This window comes from Kangiella aquimarina DSM 16071, assembly GCF_000374105.1.
In the GTDB taxonomy this organism is placed as follows: domain Bacteria; phylum Pseudomonadota; class Gammaproteobacteria; order Enterobacterales; family Kangiellaceae; genus Kangiella; species Kangiella aquimarina.
Map to the genome: position 1 here is coordinate 916,091 of NZ_KB893650.1, position 17,958 is coordinate 934,048.

16 protein-coding genes are annotated in these 17,958 nt (G+C 44.2%); 10 read left to right on the top strand and 6 right to left on the bottom strand.

Translation table 11 applies throughout. The features are described from left to right. The first annotated feature begins 32 nt into the window (after positions 1-32). From phoU to B158_RS0104490, 4 genes are all read left to right on the top strand, one after another. Positions 33-764, top strand: a complete 732-nt coding sequence (gene phoU / locus B158_RS0104475) for a phosphate signaling complex protein PhoU (protein ID WP_018624162.1) — start codon at positions 33-35, stop codon at positions 762-764. Positions 765-810: 46 nt separating this feature from the next. Beyond that, on the top strand, positions 811-1,503 hold the full coding sequence (gene phoB / locus B158_RS0104480; RefSeq protein ID WP_018624163.1) for a phosphate regulon transcriptional regulator PhoB: 693 nt from the start codon (positions 811-813) through the stop codon (positions 1,501-1,503). 22 nt (positions 1,504-1,525) lie between these two features. Next, positions 1,526-2,815: a phosphate regulon sensor histidine kinase PhoR gene (phoR, locus tag B158_RS0104485; RefSeq protein ID WP_018624164.1), complete on the top strand. Its 1,290-nt coding sequence runs from the start codon at positions 1,526-1,528 to the stop codon at positions 2,813-2,815. A 136-nt stretch (positions 2,816-2,951) separates the two neighbouring features. Next, a complete protein-coding gene (locus tag B158_RS0104490; protein ID WP_156823044.1) occupies positions 2,952-3,275 on the top strand; it encodes a hypothetical protein in 324 nt (107 codons plus the stop codon). 80 nt (positions 3,276-3,355) lie between these two features. Here the strand turns inward: B158_RS0104490 and fabB are convergent, their stop codons facing one another. The 4 genes from fabB to B158_RS0104515 all read right to left on the bottom strand — a co-directional run bounded on the left by fabB (position 3,356) and on the right by B158_RS0104515 (position 9,991). Beyond that, on the bottom strand, positions 3,356-4,573 hold the full coding sequence (fabB, locus tag B158_RS0104495) for a beta-ketoacyl-ACP synthase I (protein ID WP_026309235.1): 1,218 nt from the start codon (positions 4,571-4,573) through the stop codon (positions 3,356-3,358). Positions 4,574-4,610: 37 nt separating this feature from the next. After that, positions 4,611-5,135 carry a bifunctional 3-hydroxydecanoyl-ACP dehydratase/trans-2-decenoyl-ACP isomerase gene (gene fabA, locus B158_RS0104500; protein ID WP_018624167.1) on the bottom strand — a complete coding sequence of 175 codons (525 nt, stop codon included), beginning with the start codon at positions 5,133-5,135 and terminating at the stop codon, positions 4,611-4,613. Positions 5,136-5,577: 442 nt separating this feature from the next. Further along, positions 5,578-7,803 carry a TonB-dependent receptor domain-containing protein gene (locus B158_RS0104510; protein ID WP_018624169.1) on the bottom strand — a complete coding sequence of 742 codons (2,226 nt, stop codon included), beginning with the start codon at positions 7,801-7,803 and terminating at the stop codon, positions 5,578-5,580. 124 nt (positions 7,804-7,927) lie between these two features. Further along, positions 7,928-9,991, bottom strand: a complete 2,064-nt coding sequence (locus B158_RS0104515) for a cytochrome D1 domain-containing protein (protein WP_018624170.1) — start codon at positions 9,989-9,991, stop codon at positions 7,928-7,930. A 510-nt stretch (positions 9,992-10,501) separates the two neighbouring features. Between B158_RS0104515 and B158_RS0104520 the strand changes: the two genes are divergently transcribed. From B158_RS0104520 to B158_RS0104530, 3 genes are all read left to right on the top strand, one after another. Next, positions 10,502-11,458 (top strand): PstS family phosphate ABC transporter substrate-binding protein, encoded by a 957-nt coding sequence (locus tag B158_RS0104520; RefSeq protein WP_018624171.1) that lies wholly within the window; start codon positions 10,502-10,504, stop codon positions 11,456-11,458. 181 nt (positions 11,459-11,639) lie between these two features. Next, positions 11,640-12,035, top strand: coding sequence for a hypothetical protein (locus B158_RS0104525; protein ID WP_018624172.1), 396 nt, complete (start codon positions 11,640-11,642; stop codon positions 12,033-12,035). A gap of 156 nt (positions 12,036-12,191) precedes the next feature. Continuing rightward, positions 12,192-13,055 carry a 1-aminocyclopropane-1-carboxylate deaminase/D-cysteine desulfhydrase gene (locus tag B158_RS0104530; protein ID WP_033413837.1) on the top strand — a complete coding sequence of 288 codons (864 nt, stop codon included), beginning with the start codon at positions 12,192-12,194 and terminating at the stop codon, positions 13,053-13,055. 76 nt (positions 13,056-13,131) lie between these two features. On the opposite strand, the gene mscL is transcribed toward B158_RS0104530, so the two are convergent. Beyond that, positions 13,132-13,539, bottom strand: coding sequence for a large-conductance mechanosensitive channel protein MscL (gene mscL / locus B158_RS0104535; protein WP_018624174.1), 408 nt, complete (start codon positions 13,537-13,539; stop codon positions 13,132-13,134). Positions 13,540-13,720: 181 nt separating this feature from the next. Here mscL and B158_RS0104540 point away from each other — a divergent pair, with 181 nt between their 5' ends. Then, entirely contained in the window at positions 13,721-14,188 is a 468-nt protein-coding gene (locus B158_RS0104540; RefSeq protein WP_018624175.1) for an Mpo1 family 2-hydroxy fatty acid dioxygenase, read from the top strand. 48 nt (positions 14,189-14,236) lie between these two features. Next, positions 14,237-15,544 (top strand): DUF819 family protein, encoded by a 1,308-nt coding sequence (locus tag B158_RS0104545; RefSeq protein WP_018624176.1) that lies wholly within the window; start codon positions 14,237-14,239, stop codon positions 15,542-15,544. Positions 15,545-15,617: 73 nt separating this feature from the next. Here the strand turns inward: B158_RS0104545 and ctlX are convergent, their stop codons facing one another. Next, on the bottom strand, positions 15,618-16,568 hold the full coding sequence (ctlX, locus tag B158_RS0104550) for a citrulline utilization hydrolase CtlX (protein ID WP_033413977.1): 951 nt from the start codon (positions 16,566-16,568) through the stop codon (positions 15,618-15,620). A 465-nt stretch (positions 16,569-17,033) separates the two neighbouring features. Between ctlX and B158_RS0104555 the strand changes: the two genes are divergently transcribed. After that, entirely contained in the window at positions 17,034-17,939 is a 906-nt protein-coding gene (locus tag B158_RS0104555; protein WP_018624178.1) for a transcriptional regulator GcvA, read from the top strand. Positions 17,940-17,958: the final 19 nt, after the last annotated feature.

Sequence of the window (17,958 nt, forward strand, 5' to 3'; positions counted from 1 at the left end):
GCTATTATCGAGATAGGTGAACGAGGTTTATTATGATGGATACAGAACATTTAGGAACGCACATCTCCAAGCAGTTTAATGCTGACCTTGAGAATTTGCGTGAAGAAGTGCTGGCGATGGGTGGTATTGTTGAAGAGCAGATCACTTTAGCTCTGGACGCATTTACCAATAATGACAGCGATATTGCAGATAAGGTTATTGCCAATGAAAAAACGGTCAATGCCAAAGAAATGAAAATTGACGAGGCTTGTACTAAAGTTTTAGCCAAACGCCAGCCTGCTGCCGGCGACTTGCGTCTTATCGTGACCATTTTGAAAACCATTACCGATCTGGAGCGGATGGGTGATGAGGCTGAAAAAGTGGCTCGTATGGCCAAAGCCATTGCCAATAAGGAAATGGCTGTCGCTAACGTTAAGTTGCATTATGGTGCTTTGTTGCACTTAGGCAATCACGTTAAGAAGATGTTGCATGATGCTTTAGATGCCTTTGCCCGAATGGATGTGGAGTCTGCGGTGAATGTGGCCAAGTTGGATAATCAGGCAGATGAAGAATACAATGCGATTTCACGTCAGCTGATAACATATATGATGGAAGAACCGCGCCGTATCTCAGAGGTGCTTGACTTTATGTGGTCGGCAAGAGCTCTTGAGCGTATCGGTGACCATGCTAACAATATCTGTGAGTATGTGGTGTATCTGGTGCAAGGTGAAGATGTTCGTCATAAAAGCTGGGATGAAATGCAACGCTTAGCTAAAGATGAATAAATGGTCTTAGGATTCTCGAAGAAATAGCTGAAGAAAAGGAAATACAATGAGTGCAAAAGTTTTAATCTTAGAAGACGAACGCGATATCCGCGAAATGCTCGCCTTTTGCATGCAACAAGCTGGATATCAGGTAGAGCAGGCGGCAACTGCTGAGCGCGTATTCAGCTTGTTTAAAGAAGGATTTAAGCCTGACATCATGCTGGTTGACTGGATGTTACCAGGCGCATCCGGTGTCGAGCTGACTAAAAAACTGAAGAAAGATCAGAACTATCAGGATATACCGGTGATTATGCTAACGGCCCGTGGCGAAGAAGATGACCGCGTACAGGGGCTGGAAGCGGGTGCGGATGATTATGTCGTCAAACCTTTTTCGCCACGTGAGTTGCTGGCAAGAGTGCAGGCGGTATTAAGACGCAGTGGTAAAGGTAACAATCCCAGCGAGCAACTTGCGCATGGTGATATTCAGCTGGATACCGCCGGACACCGCGTTTTGATCAATGGTGAAGAAATTCATTTGGGACCAACCGAATATAAAATACTGCATTTCTTCATGAGTCATCCCGAACGCGTTTATTCCCGTGGACAGTTGTTAGATTCTGTATGGGGACAACAGGTAGTGGTTGAAGAGCGAACGGTTGATGTTCATATCCGTCGCTTAAGAAAAGCACTGCAAGATTATAATGTAGAAAACTATGTGCAAACTGTGCGAGGATCCGGTTACCGTTTCTCGGCAAAATAATTAGACATAAGGCGCTTAGAAGATGTGGACGAATCGTTACTGGCAAACAGAGGTATGGACACTAGCCTTTATTATCCTGGTCGTTGGTTTGATTGGTTCGCTATTCGATCGCGCCGCTGCTTCTGTCGCCGTAGTCATTTTTGCCTACCTTTTCTGGAATCTCGTCCAGCTTTCTCGCCTTTACAGATGGTTAGTTAAATCCAGGGCACTTTACCCACCTTCAGCACCCGGAATATGGGGCGAGATTTTTAATCATCTTTATGTTTTGCAGCGTAAGCATCGAAAAGAACTTAAAAAACTCAAAGGGATTATTTCAGAATTCAGAGCTTCTACCTCAGCGTTAAAAGATGGCGCACTGATCATCAGTAACCAGGGCGAAATTCGTTGGTTCAATAGAGCCGCAGAGCGTTTGCTTGGGCTAAAATCCAGTACCGATATCGGTCAACGATTGTTTAATTTGCTGCGTCATCCCAGCTTCATCGAATACGAGCAAACTCGTGATTATAACAAACCCCTGATTATTAACTCTCCCGCAGATGAGCGGATAATTCTGAATATCCGTATCACGCCTTACAATGACGATCAACGACTGGTCATTATTCGTGACATTACCGAAAAGCAACATCTTGAAAGAGTCCGTCAGGATTTCGTTGCCAATGTATCGCATGAGCTGAGAACTCCGCTAACGGTAATAACCGGCTATCTGGAAATGCTGGATCCTGAAACCAATCCGCAATTGGAGTCAGTGGCCAAGCCATTACAGATGATGCGACAACAAGCCTTGAATATGGGGCATCTGGTGGATGATTTATTGTTGTTGTCAAAACTTGATGCCAAAGCAGAAGAAAATGGCAAGCAGGAAGTTGATATCAATTTAATGCTGGATAGTATTTGTGCCGAAGCACGCTCGCTCAGCGGCGAAAAAGAGCACCAGATCCTATTCCATTCACATACCAATACCAACCTCTATGGCAGCGAAAAACAACTGCGCAGTGCCTTCTCCAATCTCATCTTTAATGCGGTTCGTTATACTCAAGCCAAAGGTAGAATTGATATTTTCTGGAAAGAAGATGATAGCAATCTGATTCTTCAAGTGCAGGATAATGGTCCTGGTATTGCTGAAGAACATATCCCAAGACTCACCGAGCGTTTCTACCGCGTGGACAGTGGACGCAACCGCTCACAGGGTGGAACGGGGCTTGGTCTCGCCATCGTCAAACACGTCCTAGAAGGCCATAACGGCAAGCTCAAAATCCAAAGCGAACTTGGCAAAGGCAGTACCTTCAGCTGCGTTTTCGTAAAAGTTAAGTAAGGCTATCGGCCGCTATTCAATTTTTTGTCATCCTGAAACTTGTTCAGGTGCTTGAGCAACTGGTAATTCCGACAGATTACGACGCACCTTTCTGCTATTGTTTATATTCATTTTTAGTAGTTGAACACTTCGGAAGATGATGATGAATAAGTTTGAGAAATCAAAAAACATTGTGCACTTACCGGTAGATAATAAGCGGGTTGATGAAGTCGTTGTGATAGATGGCTGGTGGCGTCGAATGTTAAATAAAATAGTAAGATGGTTCAAACGTTCTTCAAAAGAAGTTGTGCCAGTTGATGAACTACAGCAGCTCAGACAAAGGAATAAAGACAAAAGGACGGTGTTGCGATGCGCCACGATACTTTTGAATCAGCCCGAGCCAGGTTCCGCTGCTGAGTCGAAAGAAGGAAATGTCATAGATTTTAGAACAATGGCAGAGGTGACGATTAAGGATGATTGATATTTAATAGCTGGAGTTTTGGGGCATAAAAAAGGGCGGCCATCGGCCACCCTTTTTTTGTTTTAGCTCTATAACTAAGTTTACTGATCGTATTTTTCAAAGACCAGACAAGCGTTAGTACCGCCAAAGCCGAAGCTATTGCTGAGGATACGTTTGAGTTCCACACCATCTTCACGCTTCTGTACGATTGGCATACCTGCAGCGCCTTCATCAAGTTCACTAATATTGGCAGAAGCAGCGATGAAGTTATCACGCATCATGATTAGACTATAAATGGCCTCGTGAACGCCTGTGGCGCCAAGCGAGTGACCAGCTAATGATTTGGTCGAGCTGATCTTCGGCAGCTTGTCACCAAAAACTTCTTTAATCGCTTTTAGTTCAGCGGTGTCGCCAACAGGAGTACTGGTGCCATGGGTGTTAACGTAATCGATATCACCTTTGACGGTTGCCAGTGCCTGTTGCATACAACGAACTGCGCCTTCACCTGATGGTGCAACCATGTCGTAGCCATCAGAGGTTGCGCCATAGCCAGTGAGTTCAGCATAAATTTTGGCACCACGTGCTTTGGCGTGTTCGTACTCTTCCATGACCAGAATGCCGCCACCAGATGAAATCACGAAACCATCGCGAGTTGCATCGTATGGACGTGAAGCTGTTTCTGGAGAGTCATTGTATTTAGTTGATAGCGCACCCATTGCGTCAAACAACAGGGTTAAACGCCAATCTTCTTCTTCACCGCCACCGGCGAATACGATGTCCTGCTTGCCCATGGCGATTTGCTCATAAGCGTTGCCGATACAGTGAGCACTGGTAGCACAGGCTGAAGTGATACTGTAATTCACGCCTTTAATTTTAAAAGGAGTCGCCAGGCAGGCAGAGGTGGTGCTACCCATTGTTTTCGGTACTGCGTATGGGCCAACTCGCTTGACGCCGCGCTCCAGTGCGATATCCACCGATTCAACTTGCGTGCCTTGTGAGCCACCGCCTGAGCCAGTGATGATTCCGGTACGAATGTTTGAAACCTGCTCTTCAGTCAAGCCTGCATCTTCGATAGCCTGTTGCATCGAGATATAGGCATAACCTGCTGCATCACCCATAAAGCGAACAATTTTACGATCGATATGATCTTTGATGTCCATATCGGGTTTACCGGCAACCTGGCTGCGTAACCCTTTCTCTTTATAGATTTCTTTGAATTTAATACCGGACTTGCCTTGTTTCAAAGACTCGGCAACTTCCTCAACATTGTTTCCTAGGCATGAAACGATACCCATGCCTGTAATAACGACTCTTTTCATAATGACGATACTATACTTAGATTCTGTATTGTTTGGTTTAGAAGGATTCGACGCTGTCGAAAATTCCGACCTTCAGGTCTTCCGCAGTGTATATCTTCTTGCCATCCACGGAAACCGAACCGTCAGCAATTATCATTTTTAGTTTGCGTCGGATCACTCGTTTGATGTCGATACGATACATGACTTTTTTAGCTGCGGGTAGAACCTGGCCAAAGAATTTGATTTCACCTGACCCTAGCGCACGGCCTTTACCAAGTTCGCCTAGCCAGGAAAGGAAAAAGCCAGTGAGCTGCCACATAGCATCAAGGCCCAGACAGCCAGGCATTACTGGGTCGCCTTTGAAGTGGCAGTCGAAAAACCAGGATTTCGGCGTAATATCGAGTTCTGCTTCGATGAAGCCCTTGCCAAATTCGCCACCTTCATTGGTGATAGTAGTGATACGGTCCATCATCAGCATATTAGGTAAAGGTAAAGGCGATAATTGATTGCCTTGTGGTCCTACCAACTGGCCATTGCCGCAGGCGATGAGCTCATCGTAGGAATAGTGATTTGTTTGTTGCATGAAACACCTTATGTGATGTGAATTAACTGGTTGGCCCGAAAGTTAATCAGATAATGGGCCAATGGGTAGGCATTATGCCTGTTTATGAGGGTGGTACTGGTTTGACCTTGCTAAATAAGGGATTATTGATTGTTGTAATCTTGATTGAGGTCATAAAATTGGAGGGTAGGGCGGTGTAATTCATCAAGCAAGAGCAGATCCTGAATCGAGTTCAGGATGACATACCTTTGGGATTTACACCATCTTTAAGGTTTGTCATTCCAAACTGTGACCAACGGAAATACCTTTAGGTAATTTGGAATCTGCTCTTTATTCTTTGATAAATTGCTTTACTTGTAGCATTTGTAGGTTGGATATCCCCGATGGGAAGATTCGCGCCCATAGAAAGCAAAAGGGCGGGCACATTGGCCCGCCCTTACCAGTCACTTAAGAAGTTATCTTGCTAAAAGTTCCAAACAAGGCTAGCTGCCACGCTGCGACCGGGCTCTGCCAGCAAAGGCAGGGTTGGGTCATTGGCCGGATAATTAGCCACATTGCTATTTCGCCAGTAGGTTTTGTCAGTCAGATTAAAAATACCTAGGCTCAATTGCAGATCATCGGCTGGAAACCAGCGAGTAATCCAGTCATAACTGGTGTAACCGGGCGCTGAGAAAAGTTCAGTATCACGAGCGTCAAACAACGCTTTCTGTGATCTGCTGGCGGTTGCCACCAGGCGTGTCTCCCAGCTCATTGAAGTCGGCGTATAGCTCAATTCAAAAACTGCCATCGGAGGGCGAACCTCCGCGATGGGTTCGCCGGTATTTTTATCTTCGCCACGAATATATTCGAGTTTCACATCGGTCGAAATCGTATCGCTAAAATAGTGCTTGAGTCGGAACTCGCTACCTTCGATGATGACCTTATCGCGATTAATAGACTGGAAAATCATGGTACCAGCATCGAAACCGACGAAGGCACGACTCTGGATAAAGTCACTGTAACGGTTGTGGAATAAAGCAAATTCAGCCTGAGTATCTGAGCCACGATAGCGCAATCCTGTTTCAAAAGTGTAACCTCGTTCTGATTTCAGATCGGGGTTAGAGATAGCACGAATATTAAACATGGGGATATCAAGGCCAATATTCACGTCTGCAAATGGCGGTGCGCGATGCCCTCTGGCATATTGGCTAAACCATTCCATGTTCTCACCAATGGGCATCAACAGACCAAGTTTGGGTAGCCAGGCATCGCTGGTCAGGTTGGTTTTGTTTGCATCGGGGAACTGACTGTCGAATAAGGGGTCATTATTCGCTTTCAGCTCATAATTTTCATAGCGAAGTCCGGGGCTGATAACTAGGCCATTTCGCCACAGTTCAATCTCGTCATGAATATAGATGCCTAGCTCACGAACGGTACTCTTTGGAAAATCGCGTAATGGAAAGACTTCACCAAGTACAATATTAGTGGTTTCATCTGTATCAAGATTGGTTTGCGATGCATTACGCAGTTCGGTTAACTCTGTTTCGCTGAATTCAAAACCATAGCCCAGACGCTGAGTCAATTCACCACTTTCGATACGAGTTTCCAGATCGGCACCGATTCCTGAAGTCTTATGGTCATAGTTGAACTCTCTGACCAGGCTGACTGGTGTTGGGGCCAATAGCCTTTCTTCAAAGGTATCCTGTTCGGTTTCGCTCTTCTGATGCCAAAGTCGCCAGGTGCCCTGATCAACAAATCCCAGATTGGTGAAATGGTGATCAAGTAAAATACGGGTTTGGTCACGACTATCATCGCCAATCATTGAAGTGGTGTTGGCCAGTCGTCCAGTTCCAAGTACTGCATTGATATCGGTTAGACGCTCATCTTCAAGACCATCAAGAGACAAACGAAAACGACCATAGTCGGTATCCAGTGCCGCACGGATTAAGCCTGCATATTGCGTTCTGTTTTGTTCATCAGCTGTCGTACCAGATGGCAAATTAGCCACATCTGCTTCATGACCGTATTGTTTTGCACCAGCAATCAGGAGTGAAAAATCATCCTGTTGGAAAGCACTTGCCAGCGCCAGATTATAGCGGTCGCTGTCAGTATTGTAGCCAGCCTTGAGCCAGTTACCTTGACTGTCGCCCTGCAAGATATCCGAAGCGTCTAACAAGTTCATGGCAACTACGCCACCAAGCGCTTTACTGCCATAGAGCGTTGATGCCGGGCCGCGCAGTACTTCAACACGACTGACTAATCCCAGTTCAAATAAACCTCGGCCAGAGTTGGCAAAGTTACCCACACTGTAGTTATCGGCAATTGGCACATTATCGACCACGGTTACGGTGCGATTACCGCCAATTCCGCGGATTCGAAAGCCGCCATAACCAAAGCGGGTGCTACTGTCGTCCACCTCAATGCCAGGCTCGTAGCGCACCAGATCGTCAATATTGAGCGCAATGTTACGCTCAATATAATCCTGATCCATGATAGTCACTGTGCCCGCCACCTGCGAAATATTGCGCGGCTGGCGATGAGCAACAATGGTTATCACTTCTGCATCTTCTTGCTCAGAAACCTGCTCAGAAGTGTCTGTTGAATTGGATTGCGCGGCTAATAATACAGTTGGATGTAAAGCAAAGGTACTGGCTAGTAATGTGGCTAGATAGAGCTTAGAACCAGCTCTTTTGAACGGTCTTTTAGTCATAACTTCTCGCTTACCCTGATGCGCGGGAGTTTTAGGGTCTGTTGAACATTGTCAGTCATAAAAAAGCTAGCTGATAAAACCTTGTTGAGTTGGAGGTTTCAAGCAGCTAGCTTAATGGTTACACCTAGTAGATTTCGTTACGTGTATTGTAGTTATTAAACTTGCCTGTTGGAGTCACAATTTTTGGACCTTTGATGACATGCTTTAGCTTACGGGTCTTGTCATCGACAATCACAATCGCAGACTCTTCTTTCATGCCACTCCATACCGAGAACCAGACTTCGTCGCCAGCCTTGTTGTATTCAGGTTGTACGATACGTTTTGGACCAGGTCCTAAGTCTGCCCATTCGGCAATAGGAAGGGTCTCAAAGCCTGCATCAAGGTTATTGATATCAAACACTGCCACTGATTGACTGACATTGGTATCAGGGTTCAATGGAGTATCCACCCAAAGGTTTTTAGATTTTGGATGAGTCTTGATGAACAATGAGCCACCGCCTTGACCTTCAAGAATACGCACAACTTTAAAGGCATTGTCTTTATGCTTTTCAGGGTCGGTACCAATCAGGGTAATGTTGGCATTACCTAAGGCACTGGTTGCCCATACTGGACCATTTTCGGGATCAATGAAGTTAGCGCCACGGCCTGGATGAGGAATTCGATCTACAGGAACCAGAGCTTCCAGTTCACGATCTTGTGCATCAACTACTGCAATGGTGTCATTTTCATTGGCTGCAGTCAGGAAGTAGCGTTGTGTGCTATCCCAGCCGCCATCATGCAGGAATGGAGCCGCATCAATGGTAGTCACCTGCAGGTTATCGATGTCAGAGTAGTTGACCAGTTTGATTTGGCCAGTTTCTTTAACGTTAACGATAAACTCAGGATGTTTGTGCGAACCTACAATTGCTGCTACGCGTGGCTCAGGGTGGTATTCCTGAGTGTCCACTGTCATGCCGCGAGTGGAAACAATTTTCTTAGGCTCAAGAGTTTCGCCATCCATCAAAACATAGTGCGGAGGCCAGTAAGCACCTGCAATGGCAATCTTATCTTCGTAGCCTTTGTAGCGTGAGTTTTCGACAGAGCGGGCTTCAAGACCAATTTTAATGGTTGCTACCACGTCCGGCTTTTTCATATAGAGGTCAATCAGGTCAATCTTGCCATCACGACCAATCGTAGTGAAATAACGACCTGAGCTTGAAGCGCGAGAAATATGTACCGCGTAACCGGTTTTCACATAGTTCAGCACTTTCTTGCTTTTACCATCAATAATGGCAACCTCACCAGCATCGCGCAGAGTCACTGCAAACATATCGTCTACATCGTAATTATGCTGTGGTTTTTTAGGACGGTCTTCAGGCTTCACAACGACTTTCCAGCTGCCTTTCATTTCAGGCATGCCCCATTCTGGTGGCACTGGAGGTTCGTGTTGAATGAAGCGGGCCATCAGGTCGATTTCCTTTTCGCTTAACTCACCGGATGTACCCCAGTTCGGCATGCCGCGTGGCGAACCGAAGTTAATCAAGGCCTTCAGGTAGTCAGTACCTTTTTTCTGCGTAATATCAGTGGTTAATGGCAAACCCGTAGCACCTTTACGCAATACACCGTGACAGCCGGCACAGCGTTGGAAATATATCTTTTGCGCGGTTTCGAATTCGTTCTCCGTAATTGGAGGAGCGCCAGGCGTAACCACCATTTTGCTACCATCAACGGTTGAAGGCGCGCCTTTATAGGCTACTTCGGCAGCTGTTGCTTCAGCATGAGGTTTGCCGGCTGAGCGATCGCCTAGACCTGCGCCTGAGCGAACTTTTTTAACGTCTTCTTCGCTGACTTTGCCAAGATCATTGCCCCAGGAGTTGAGAACATAATTGGCTATTTCAGTGATATCTTTATCGGATAAGTGCTGCATAGGAGGCATCACGGCATTGTATTTCTGCCCTTTGACCTCTAATGGGCCTGACTTACCTTTTAGGATGGTTTCGACCACATAGTCAGGTGTTAAATTGGGGTTATCGGCGAGTGGAGGAAAAGCGCCAGCTAGACCCTGTCCCGTAGGTTGGTGACAGGCCTGACAATTTGCCTCATAAGCTTTTTTACCATCATCAGATGCTTGCGCAGTATTGCTTGCAAAAAGCATAAGCGCTAGCGCTGAACTGATAAGTGACAGCTTGACTGAGAGTGATTGGTTCATTGTGCCCTCCTTAGGACATTTTTCTTCCTGATCCCATTGATTATTCTAGAGAGTGTCGATGGAGTGTTTCTGATCTAAATCAAACAAGCGTTAACAATTTTAGTGTATTGATTAACCTGGGTACTTGACTTAGATAGACATTCAACGCCTAGAAATTATTATTTCCTGCTCCCTAGACTGCCATATCTCAACTGTCTGTTCAAAATATATACATCGTTATGAGAAATCAATCACTTATGGTGATTGTTGTTTGAATAGTGTACATGTCATCAAACTGACACATATCAGCATTAAGATAGCTCCAAATAGCTGGCGAGGCTGTTTTTGAACGGGGTATGACTTGGTTTCATATTTACTGGCTCATAAGCAAATAGATGTCATAAAAGCGTCATATTTAAGTCATATCCTTTTAATAAAGCCTCAGCATAATGACATCGTCTGTTAATCATAATCGGTATCAAGAGACCCCTTAGCGATTGATACCAACTAAAGATAAGTTGGAGAAATGATATGAATTTATTTAAGAAAGTTGCTTTAGTAGCGGCAGTTTCAGCATTTTCTGCTGGTGTAACGCACGCTAAAGTTGATGAAAAGCTTCCTGTATATGAGAAAACCAGTGGTGTTTCTGGCAACCTTTCAAGCGTTGGTTCAGATACCTTGGCAAACTTGATGACATTGTGGGCTGAAGAGTTCAAACGTCAGTACCCTAACGTCAACATTCAGATTCAGGCGGCCGGTTCTTCTACAGCACCGCCAGCGTTGACTGAAGGTACTTCAAACATCGGTCCTATGAGCCGTTTGATGAAAGACAAAGAGCTGGAAGCTTTTGAAAAGAAACACGGTTATAAGCCAACAGCTATCGCTGTAGCGATTGATGCTTTGGCCGTTTATGTTCACAAAGACAACCCAATTGAAGGCATGACTATTGCTCAAGTTGACGGTATCTTCTCTTCAACGCGTAAGTGTGGCGGTGAAGACATTTCTAACTGGGCAGACTTAGGCCTGGCTGATTTAGGCGACATGCAGATTTATGGTCGTAACTCAGTATCGGGTACCTACGGTTACTTCAAGAAGCATGCTTTGTGTAAAGGCGACTTCAAAAACAGTGTAAACGAGCAACCTGGTTCTGCTTCTGTAGTTCAGTCTGTAGGCTTGTCTAAAAACGCTATCGGTTATTCAGGCTATGGTTACCGTACTTCAAGCGTAAAAGCAGTACCATTAGCAAAGAAGGATGGTGGTGAGTTTTACGAAGCTAACGCTGAAAATGCCATTTCAGGTAAATACCCATTAGGTCGTCAGTTGGTTGTATATGTGAATAAGCATCCTAACAAGCCACTTTCACCAATTGAGTTAGAGTTTATGAAAATGGTTCTTTCTAAAGTCGGTCAGGAAGTTGTGGTAAAAGATGGCTACATTCCATTACCAGCCAGCATTGCGGAAAGAGAACTTCAAAAGTTGATGAAGTAATAAAATTAAACCCTGTAGTAATAAGTTTAGCCGGCTCAATTGAGCCGGTTTTTTTGCTTTTAATTTTGTTAGAGGAGAGCGGGTAGTTTTCAAAAAGCAGGCGATACTTTTCTTAACAAAGGATATTTAGTAATCTAAGCGCGGCTAAAATGTGCACAATAATTTCAATAAGGAATAATTCATGAAAAAAATATTAGTGATATTAAGTTGCTTGCTGTTACTTGCCGCCTGTAAAACAACGCCTGTTTACAATGTCAGTAATGAACCGGTCAACAGTGTTTCAGGGCAACCTGCTCTAACTGCTGAACAGGTTGAGAATGTGATTATCGGTGCAGCAATAAAGAGGGGGTGGAAGCCGAGAGTTGTTAATAGAGGTTTGATAGAGGCAAGGCTTGATTTGCGTCAGCATACGGCTGTTATCAATATTGCCTATTCACCAACCAGTTATAGTATTCAGTATGTTGATAGTCAGAACTTGCACTATAACAATGGTGAGATCCATCGAAACTACAATAATTGGATCACTCACCTATCAAGGGATATTCAATTAGGGTTGTGGCAAGAAGCTAACCGTTAGTTCAGAGTTAATGATTAGTAAAGAGCGCCTTGATGGCGCTTTTTTTTTGGCTTAAAAGTTACATAAAGTGTTTCAGAGTTAGACAGTGAAACTTGCGCACCGAAAATTAAAATAATTGCGTGTTATAGTAATGACAAATTCAACAGGGATATTGATGTGTTAAAAATAAATAGCTCTCATTGCCAGAAAGTTCAGATGCCATTTTTAACTCAGAGTAATATCGAGCTGGATATCAAGCGCGATGATCTGATTCACCCCGTAGTCTCGGGCAACAAGTGGCGAAAATTAAAATATCTTTTACTGGATGCCCAGGAGAAATGTTGTAAGAACTTGGTTTCCATGGGGGGAAATTGGTCTAATCATCTGCACGCTTTGGCTTTTGCAGGGAAAGAGCTTGGCTTCAAGACTACCGCTTTTGTACGAGCTCATGAGAATCAACGTTTGACACCTACTCTCGAAGATTGCCGGAGTTGGGGCATGGATCTGATATTTACCAGTCGAGTGGACTATGCCCAGTTGCGACAGAGCTTCCAATGGAATTATTTTTCTGAGCAGTTTCCCAATAGTTACTGGATAAGTGAAGGTGGTTTTAGTGAGCTGGCGATTATGGGGATTGAAGAAATTGGTCGGGAGCTAGATAGGCATTATGATCATATTTTTTTAGGAACTGGTTCTGGAGCAACTTTAGTGGGGGTTGCCAAAGCATGTCCGCAAAGCAAAGTTACTGGCGTTGCGGCGTTTTCTGGTGCTGACTACCTACCTGGACAGTTAGAGCCTTACCTGAAACCACAGTCTAATTGGCACATTGATACCGAACATCATTGTGGCGGTTTTGCCAAATCCAATTCTGAACTTGAATCATTGATTGATGAATTCCATCAACTAAATCAGATTGAACTTGATGCCGTTTACAACGGCAAGTGCCTCTTAGCTATTAAAGATGCCGTTGAGCATGGAAAAGTGAAGCAGGGGGATAAAGTATTAATGATTCATACCGGTGGTTTGCAGGGTATGCGATGACATCTTGAATCTCACTCAATTTTGTATGGGCGATTCATGAACCGCCCATACGTAAATGTTCCTTTACTAAATAATTTTATACCCGATCTTGTTTCAGTAAATCACGAATTTCTGTCAGTAGTTCCTGCTCAGCTGATGGCTTTGGTGGTGCTGCAGGCTTTTTCTCTTCTTTTTTCGACAGTCGATTCATGGCCTTAATCATCATAAAAATAGCAAAGGCAATAATGATGAAGTCCACCGCGGTTTGAATAAAACTACCGTAGTTCAGGGTTACTGCAGCTTGTTCACCGCTGGCTTCCTTAATGGTAAAAGCAAGGTCTTTGAAATCCATGCCGCCTAATAAGATGCCCAATGGTGGCATTAAAACGTCATTGACAAATGAACTGACGATTTTGCCAAACGCACCACCAATGATGATACCGACTGCCATATCGACTACATTGCCTTTCATGGCAAACTTTTTAAATTCACTGACCATTCCCATAATATATTCCCCTTAAATTGTGATTGTTGTTAAATCAGTAGGGCGGCTTTCAGGGGCCGCCTTGAATTTAATAGCATGGATCTTGAATCTTAGGAATTAGAATTTGCGGTAAGCTTGCGCTAATCGCCTATTTTCTGTGCTATCATCGGGCAGATTCGTGAGTCAATATATGGGGTAGGCTATGCGTAGCGGACAAGAGTGGATTGCTGAATACAGTGAAAGTCACCGCAATCCAACCAACAAATTATTGCATTGGATTTGTGTTCCAACCATTATGTGGACAGTACTGGCATTCTTATGGGTCATTCCTGTTCCAGAGGTAATGCAGCTACATCCACTAGTGAACTGGGTCGTTATTTTTATTGCTGTTGCGCAGCTCTTCTATATCAGCTTTGGTTGGAAAATATTCAGCGGTATGCTTCTGGTATCTATTCTAATGTTGTGGTTCACCTATTGGCTGGACAGCGTGGTGTCGATACCCTTGTGGCAAATTGCCTTGGTTGTCTTTATCATAGCCTGGATTGGTCAGTTTATCGGGCACCATATTGAAGGTAAAAAACCTTCATTTTTTAAAGACTTACTATTTCTTTTAGTTGGCCCTGCCTGGGAAATGAATTACTTCCTACGCCAAATCGGCTGGCTACGTTAATTTAACATTGATCGAATTTTAACCAATTTAAGTTTTGGGGATATTTTAATGGCAGTAACAGAAACTACTGAGAAAGTAGCTCTTATTCAGTCTGACGCAGTGACGTTTGGCTTGATAATGGCTGTACTAGGTTTAATTTTTTATACCGCAAGTCGCGGCGATGGTTTTTGGCACAAGTTTTATAAACACATACCAGCATTATTGCTGTGTTACTTTATTCCTGGCGCATTGAATACGCTTGGCTTCTTTGAAAAATCCAGCGCTGACAATATTTATCATATTGCTTCACGCTATTTGCTACCCGCTAGTTTGTTTCTTCTGACATTAAGCATCGACTTTAAAAAGATTTTTGGCCTTGGCTGGCGTGCTGTAGCCATGTTCTTTGCTGGCACGGTTGGCGTCATTATTGGTGGTCCTTTAGCCGTATTACTGTTTGCCTTTGTTGCTCCGGAATGGGTCGGTATCACCGATCAGGCAGTGCCAAAAGGTGAGGAAATCTGGGCTGGGCTGGCAACCGTAGCAGGTAGCTGGATTGGTGGCGGCGCAAACCAGGCCTCAATGCAGGTGTTATATGAAGTAAGCGATACACTGTTTGGCACCATGGCGGTGATGGATGTACTGGTCGCTGAAATCTGGATGGTTGCGCTGTTATTTATGATCAAAAAATCAGATTCCATCGATAAGTGGATGAAAGCAGATAACTCCAGTATTGAGGAGTTAAAAGTTACGGTTGAAAAATATACGCGCGAGAATGAACGTATTGCCAGCTTTGAAGATTATAAAATGATCCTTGGTCTGGCTTTTGCTGTAGTTGGTGTTGCTCATTTGGCTGGTATTTATTTCCCTGAGTGGATTCTAGGATCTGTAGAAAAGGGAAGTACGGCTTATAAAGTATTTGATAATATTGGATTCGGAAGCGCTTTCTTCTGGATCATTATTGCCAGTACTGTGTTAGCGCTTATCATGTCGCAGACTAAGCTTCGTCAAATTGAACATGCTGGTTCAACCAAAATTGGCACCGTATTCATCTACATTCTGGTTGCCAGTATTGGTATGAAAATGGACCTGACCAAAATATTTGACCACTATCAGGTATTCTTTATCGGCCTGGTATGGATGATGATTCATGTGATCATACTGTTTGTAGTTGCCAAGTTGATCAAAGCGCCTTACTTCTTTATTGCAGTTGGCAGTAAAGCCAATATTGGTGGTGCAGCATCGGCCCCTGTTGTTGCCGCAGCTTTCCACCCATCATTAGCACCAGTTGGTGTCCTGCTGGCAATTTTAGGTTACGCCGTAGGTTCCGTCGGTGCGATTGCCACGGCGATTATGATGCGAGCAGTAGTTGGCGGTTAATCATTGTTTGCAGAGTTAAAAAAGCCCTCTATAGAGGGCTTTTTTTTGTGCACTTTGTTGAGTTGGTTTTAAGTTAAGACTTAGTCAAAAAATTCTCAGCAAGCATACAACGGGCGCTACCACCACCAACGCTTTCGATGGTAGGTATGGAGCATGGTAGTAACTTGCCGTGCTTTTCGAGTTTAGCTTTTTGCTGCTTGGTAAAGCCCTGATAGGCGTTGTCAGACATGACGATGATTTTGTCGCCTTTACTATTATTCAGCTGCAGGATATTGCCGCAGAAGTATTTTTCGGTCTGTTCTAAGCTGATATCAATCACTTCTTTTTTGGTCTTTGCAAAGGTATCTAGTAGCAACTGTTTTTGCTTTTCATCTTTGATAGAGTCCAGGCAAATCACCACAAAATGCTCACCGATACTCATCATTACATTGGTGTGGTAAAAAGGTTTGCCGTTGCTACTGACGCTATTGAAGCTGACAGGGGTGTAATCTCTTTGTTGACAAAAATTATCGAATAATGATTTGTCACAACGCTCTGAAATAGCTGCATAGGCGATCTGATTTTTATGGTCGAAAACAATGCAGCCAGTGCCTTCCAGTATCTGTTGATGATTTTTGTCGACGTGTTCCGTTTTGTGAACTTGATAACCGTTACGATTAAGAAGTTGGGTTAGCTCCTCGGGGCGAACTTCGGCGCGTCGATTAGGCGTCTTCATGGGGTAGAGCGTTAGAGTGCCGTCGCTGGAGGTTGAGAACCAGTTATTGGGGAATACCGCATCCGGCAATTCAGGTAACTCCTGATGGCTCTGAGCATGTTTGTTTAGTAACAAAACTTCAATATGCTCGTCACGTAAACGATTTACCATTTCATTGAATTCGCACAGTGCATCTTCGCGTATATGTTCTTGTGCCTGGTTGGGCTTATTTTGAAACTCATTATCGGCACCGGTTTGCTCGTTATAGGCAAAATCGGTGGGAGGCACCATGATGACAGAGTGAGTGGTATGGTTTTGATTGTTAGTCATGATTGGCTTTTGGCCGGATTGCTTGGAAAGTTGCAAGATAAAAAAAAGGCTTGCAAGGTGCAAGCCATTTATTAGCAATTCGCGGAACATAAGGACCAAATGGGGGTAGGTATATAATTAATGCCCGCTCGCTAAACAAAGGAGTCAGTCAATGAAACTAAAACCAAATTACCAACTTACAGGAGTTCCTCTCCTGTGGACTTAAACAATGCTAAGTCAAAAAACTGTCTTCATAAAATATTTACAATATGCATTAAAAAAATTTTATAAAGTGTTTGCCTTGAGCTACTAAGGTTTGTCAAAATAGCTTCATTCGATGCATATTTGACTTTGCAGAAACCTTTAAAAATAAAGGCTTTCTGAGTAAGCTCCTTGAGACAGGTCAAATATTAACCACTTGTTAGACCAGGTTCAAACGATATATTTTTATGTGTTATATAAAAAAAACTAATGCAAGGAGAGGCGATGTCTAGACGTTTACCACCGCTCAACAGTTTAAGAGCTTTTGAAGCGGCCGCGAGACACCTGAGTTTTACTAAAGCTGCTGAGGAGTTGTTTGTAACTCAGGCGGCAATCAGCCACCAAATCAAGGCCTTAGAGGACTTTTTGGGTGTGCAGTTATTTATTCGCCGTAATAGAAAGCTGCTCCTGACAGATGAAGGCCAACTGTATTGGCCAAAGATTCGCGATATCTTTGAAAAGCTGGTCAATGCAACCGAGCAGGTAAAAGCACAGGGCGCGACCGGCTCATTAACCGTTTGTGTTATCCCAACTTTTGCTACTTTGTGGCTCATTCCTCGTCTTGCTGAATTCGGTGAGCTGCATCCTGAAATTGAAGTTCGGATTAAAGCCTCTGATGTGGAAGTCGATTTTGTACGTGAAGATATCGATATTGCCATCTATTATGGCAAGGGCGAGTACGATGGCCTTTGCTGCGATGTGCTGTTTGAAGAACATTTGACGCCGGTTTGTTCGCCGGACTTCCCGCAGAAGAAGAATTTAAAGACCCCAGAAGATTTAAAAAACGTCACATTACTGCATGATGCGAGTACAGAAGAATGGCGCACCTGGCTGAAAAGTGCTGATGTTACTGGCGTCAATCTTGATCATGGCCCAGTATTCAGTCATTCAGGGATGGTGTTGCAGGCCGCCCGTCATGGTCAGGGTATAGCAATGGGACACAGCGTACTGTCACAGATGGATATTGAAACGGGTCGCCTGATTGCCCCATTTGATATCGTGGTCGACAGTGGCTACTCATACGACTTGGTTTGCCCAGAGAACTCATATGATCGCCCTAAAGTCGTCGCTTTCCGTGAGTGGTTACTTTCGAAGGTCAATGAAGATATGGATGACGATGTGATTTTCTAATTAATATTGTTAGTCAAAG

Bases quoted from the DNA above. Each gene is read 5' to 3' on its own strand.
- B158_RS0104490 (WP_156823044.1), top strand. From the start codon at position 2,952: ATGATGATGAATAAGTTTGAGAAATCAAAAAACATTGTGCACTTACCG.
- B158_RS0104540 (WP_018624175.1), top strand. From the start codon at position 13,721: ATGCGTAGCGGACAAGAGTGGATTGCTGAATACAGTGAAAGTCACCGC.
- B158_RS0104520 (WP_018624171.1), top strand. From the start codon at position 10,502: ATGAATTTATTTAAGAAAGTTGCTTTAGTAGCGGCAGTTTCAGCATTT.
- B158_RS0104510 (WP_018624169.1), bottom strand. From the start codon at position 7,803: ATGACTAAAAGACCGTTCAAAAGAGCTGGTTCTAAGCTCTATCTAGCC.
- phoR (WP_018624164.1), top strand. From the start codon at position 1,526: ATGTGGACGAATCGTTACTGGCAAACAGAGGTATGGACACTAGCCTTT.
- ctlX (WP_033413977.1), bottom strand. From the start codon at position 16,568: ATGACTAACAATCAAAACCATACCACTCACTCTGTCATCATGGTGCCT.
- phoU (WP_018624162.1), top strand. From the start codon at position 33: ATGATGGATACAGAACATTTAGGAACGCACATCTCCAAGCAGTTTAAT.
- B158_RS0104545 (WP_018624176.1), top strand. From the start codon at position 14,237: ATGGCAGTAACAGAAACTACTGAGAAAGTAGCTCTTATTCAGTCTGAC.
- B158_RS0104525 (WP_018624172.1), top strand. From the start codon at position 11,640: ATGAAAAAAATATTAGTGATATTAAGTTGCTTGCTGTTACTTGCCGCC.
- B158_RS0104555 (WP_018624178.1), top strand. From the start codon at position 17,034: ATGTCTAGACGTTTACCACCGCTCAACAGTTTAAGAGCTTTTGAAGCG.
- fabB (WP_026309235.1), bottom strand. From the start codon at position 4,573: ATGAAAAGAGTCGTTATTACAGGCATGGGTATCGTTTCATGCCTAGGA.
- fabA (WP_018624167.1), bottom strand. From the start codon at position 5,135: ATGCAACAAACAAATCACTATTCCTACGATGAGCTCATCGCCTGCGGC.
- phoB (WP_018624163.1), top strand. From the start codon at position 811: ATGAGTGCAAAAGTTTTAATCTTAGAAGACGAACGCGATATCCGCGAA.
- mscL (WP_018624174.1), bottom strand. From the start codon at position 13,539: ATGGGAATGGTCAGTGAATTTAAAAAGTTTGCCATGAAAGGCAATGTA.
- B158_RS0104515 (WP_018624170.1), bottom strand. From the start codon at position 9,991: ATGAACCAATCACTCTCAGTCAAGCTGTCACTTATCAGTTCAGCGCTA.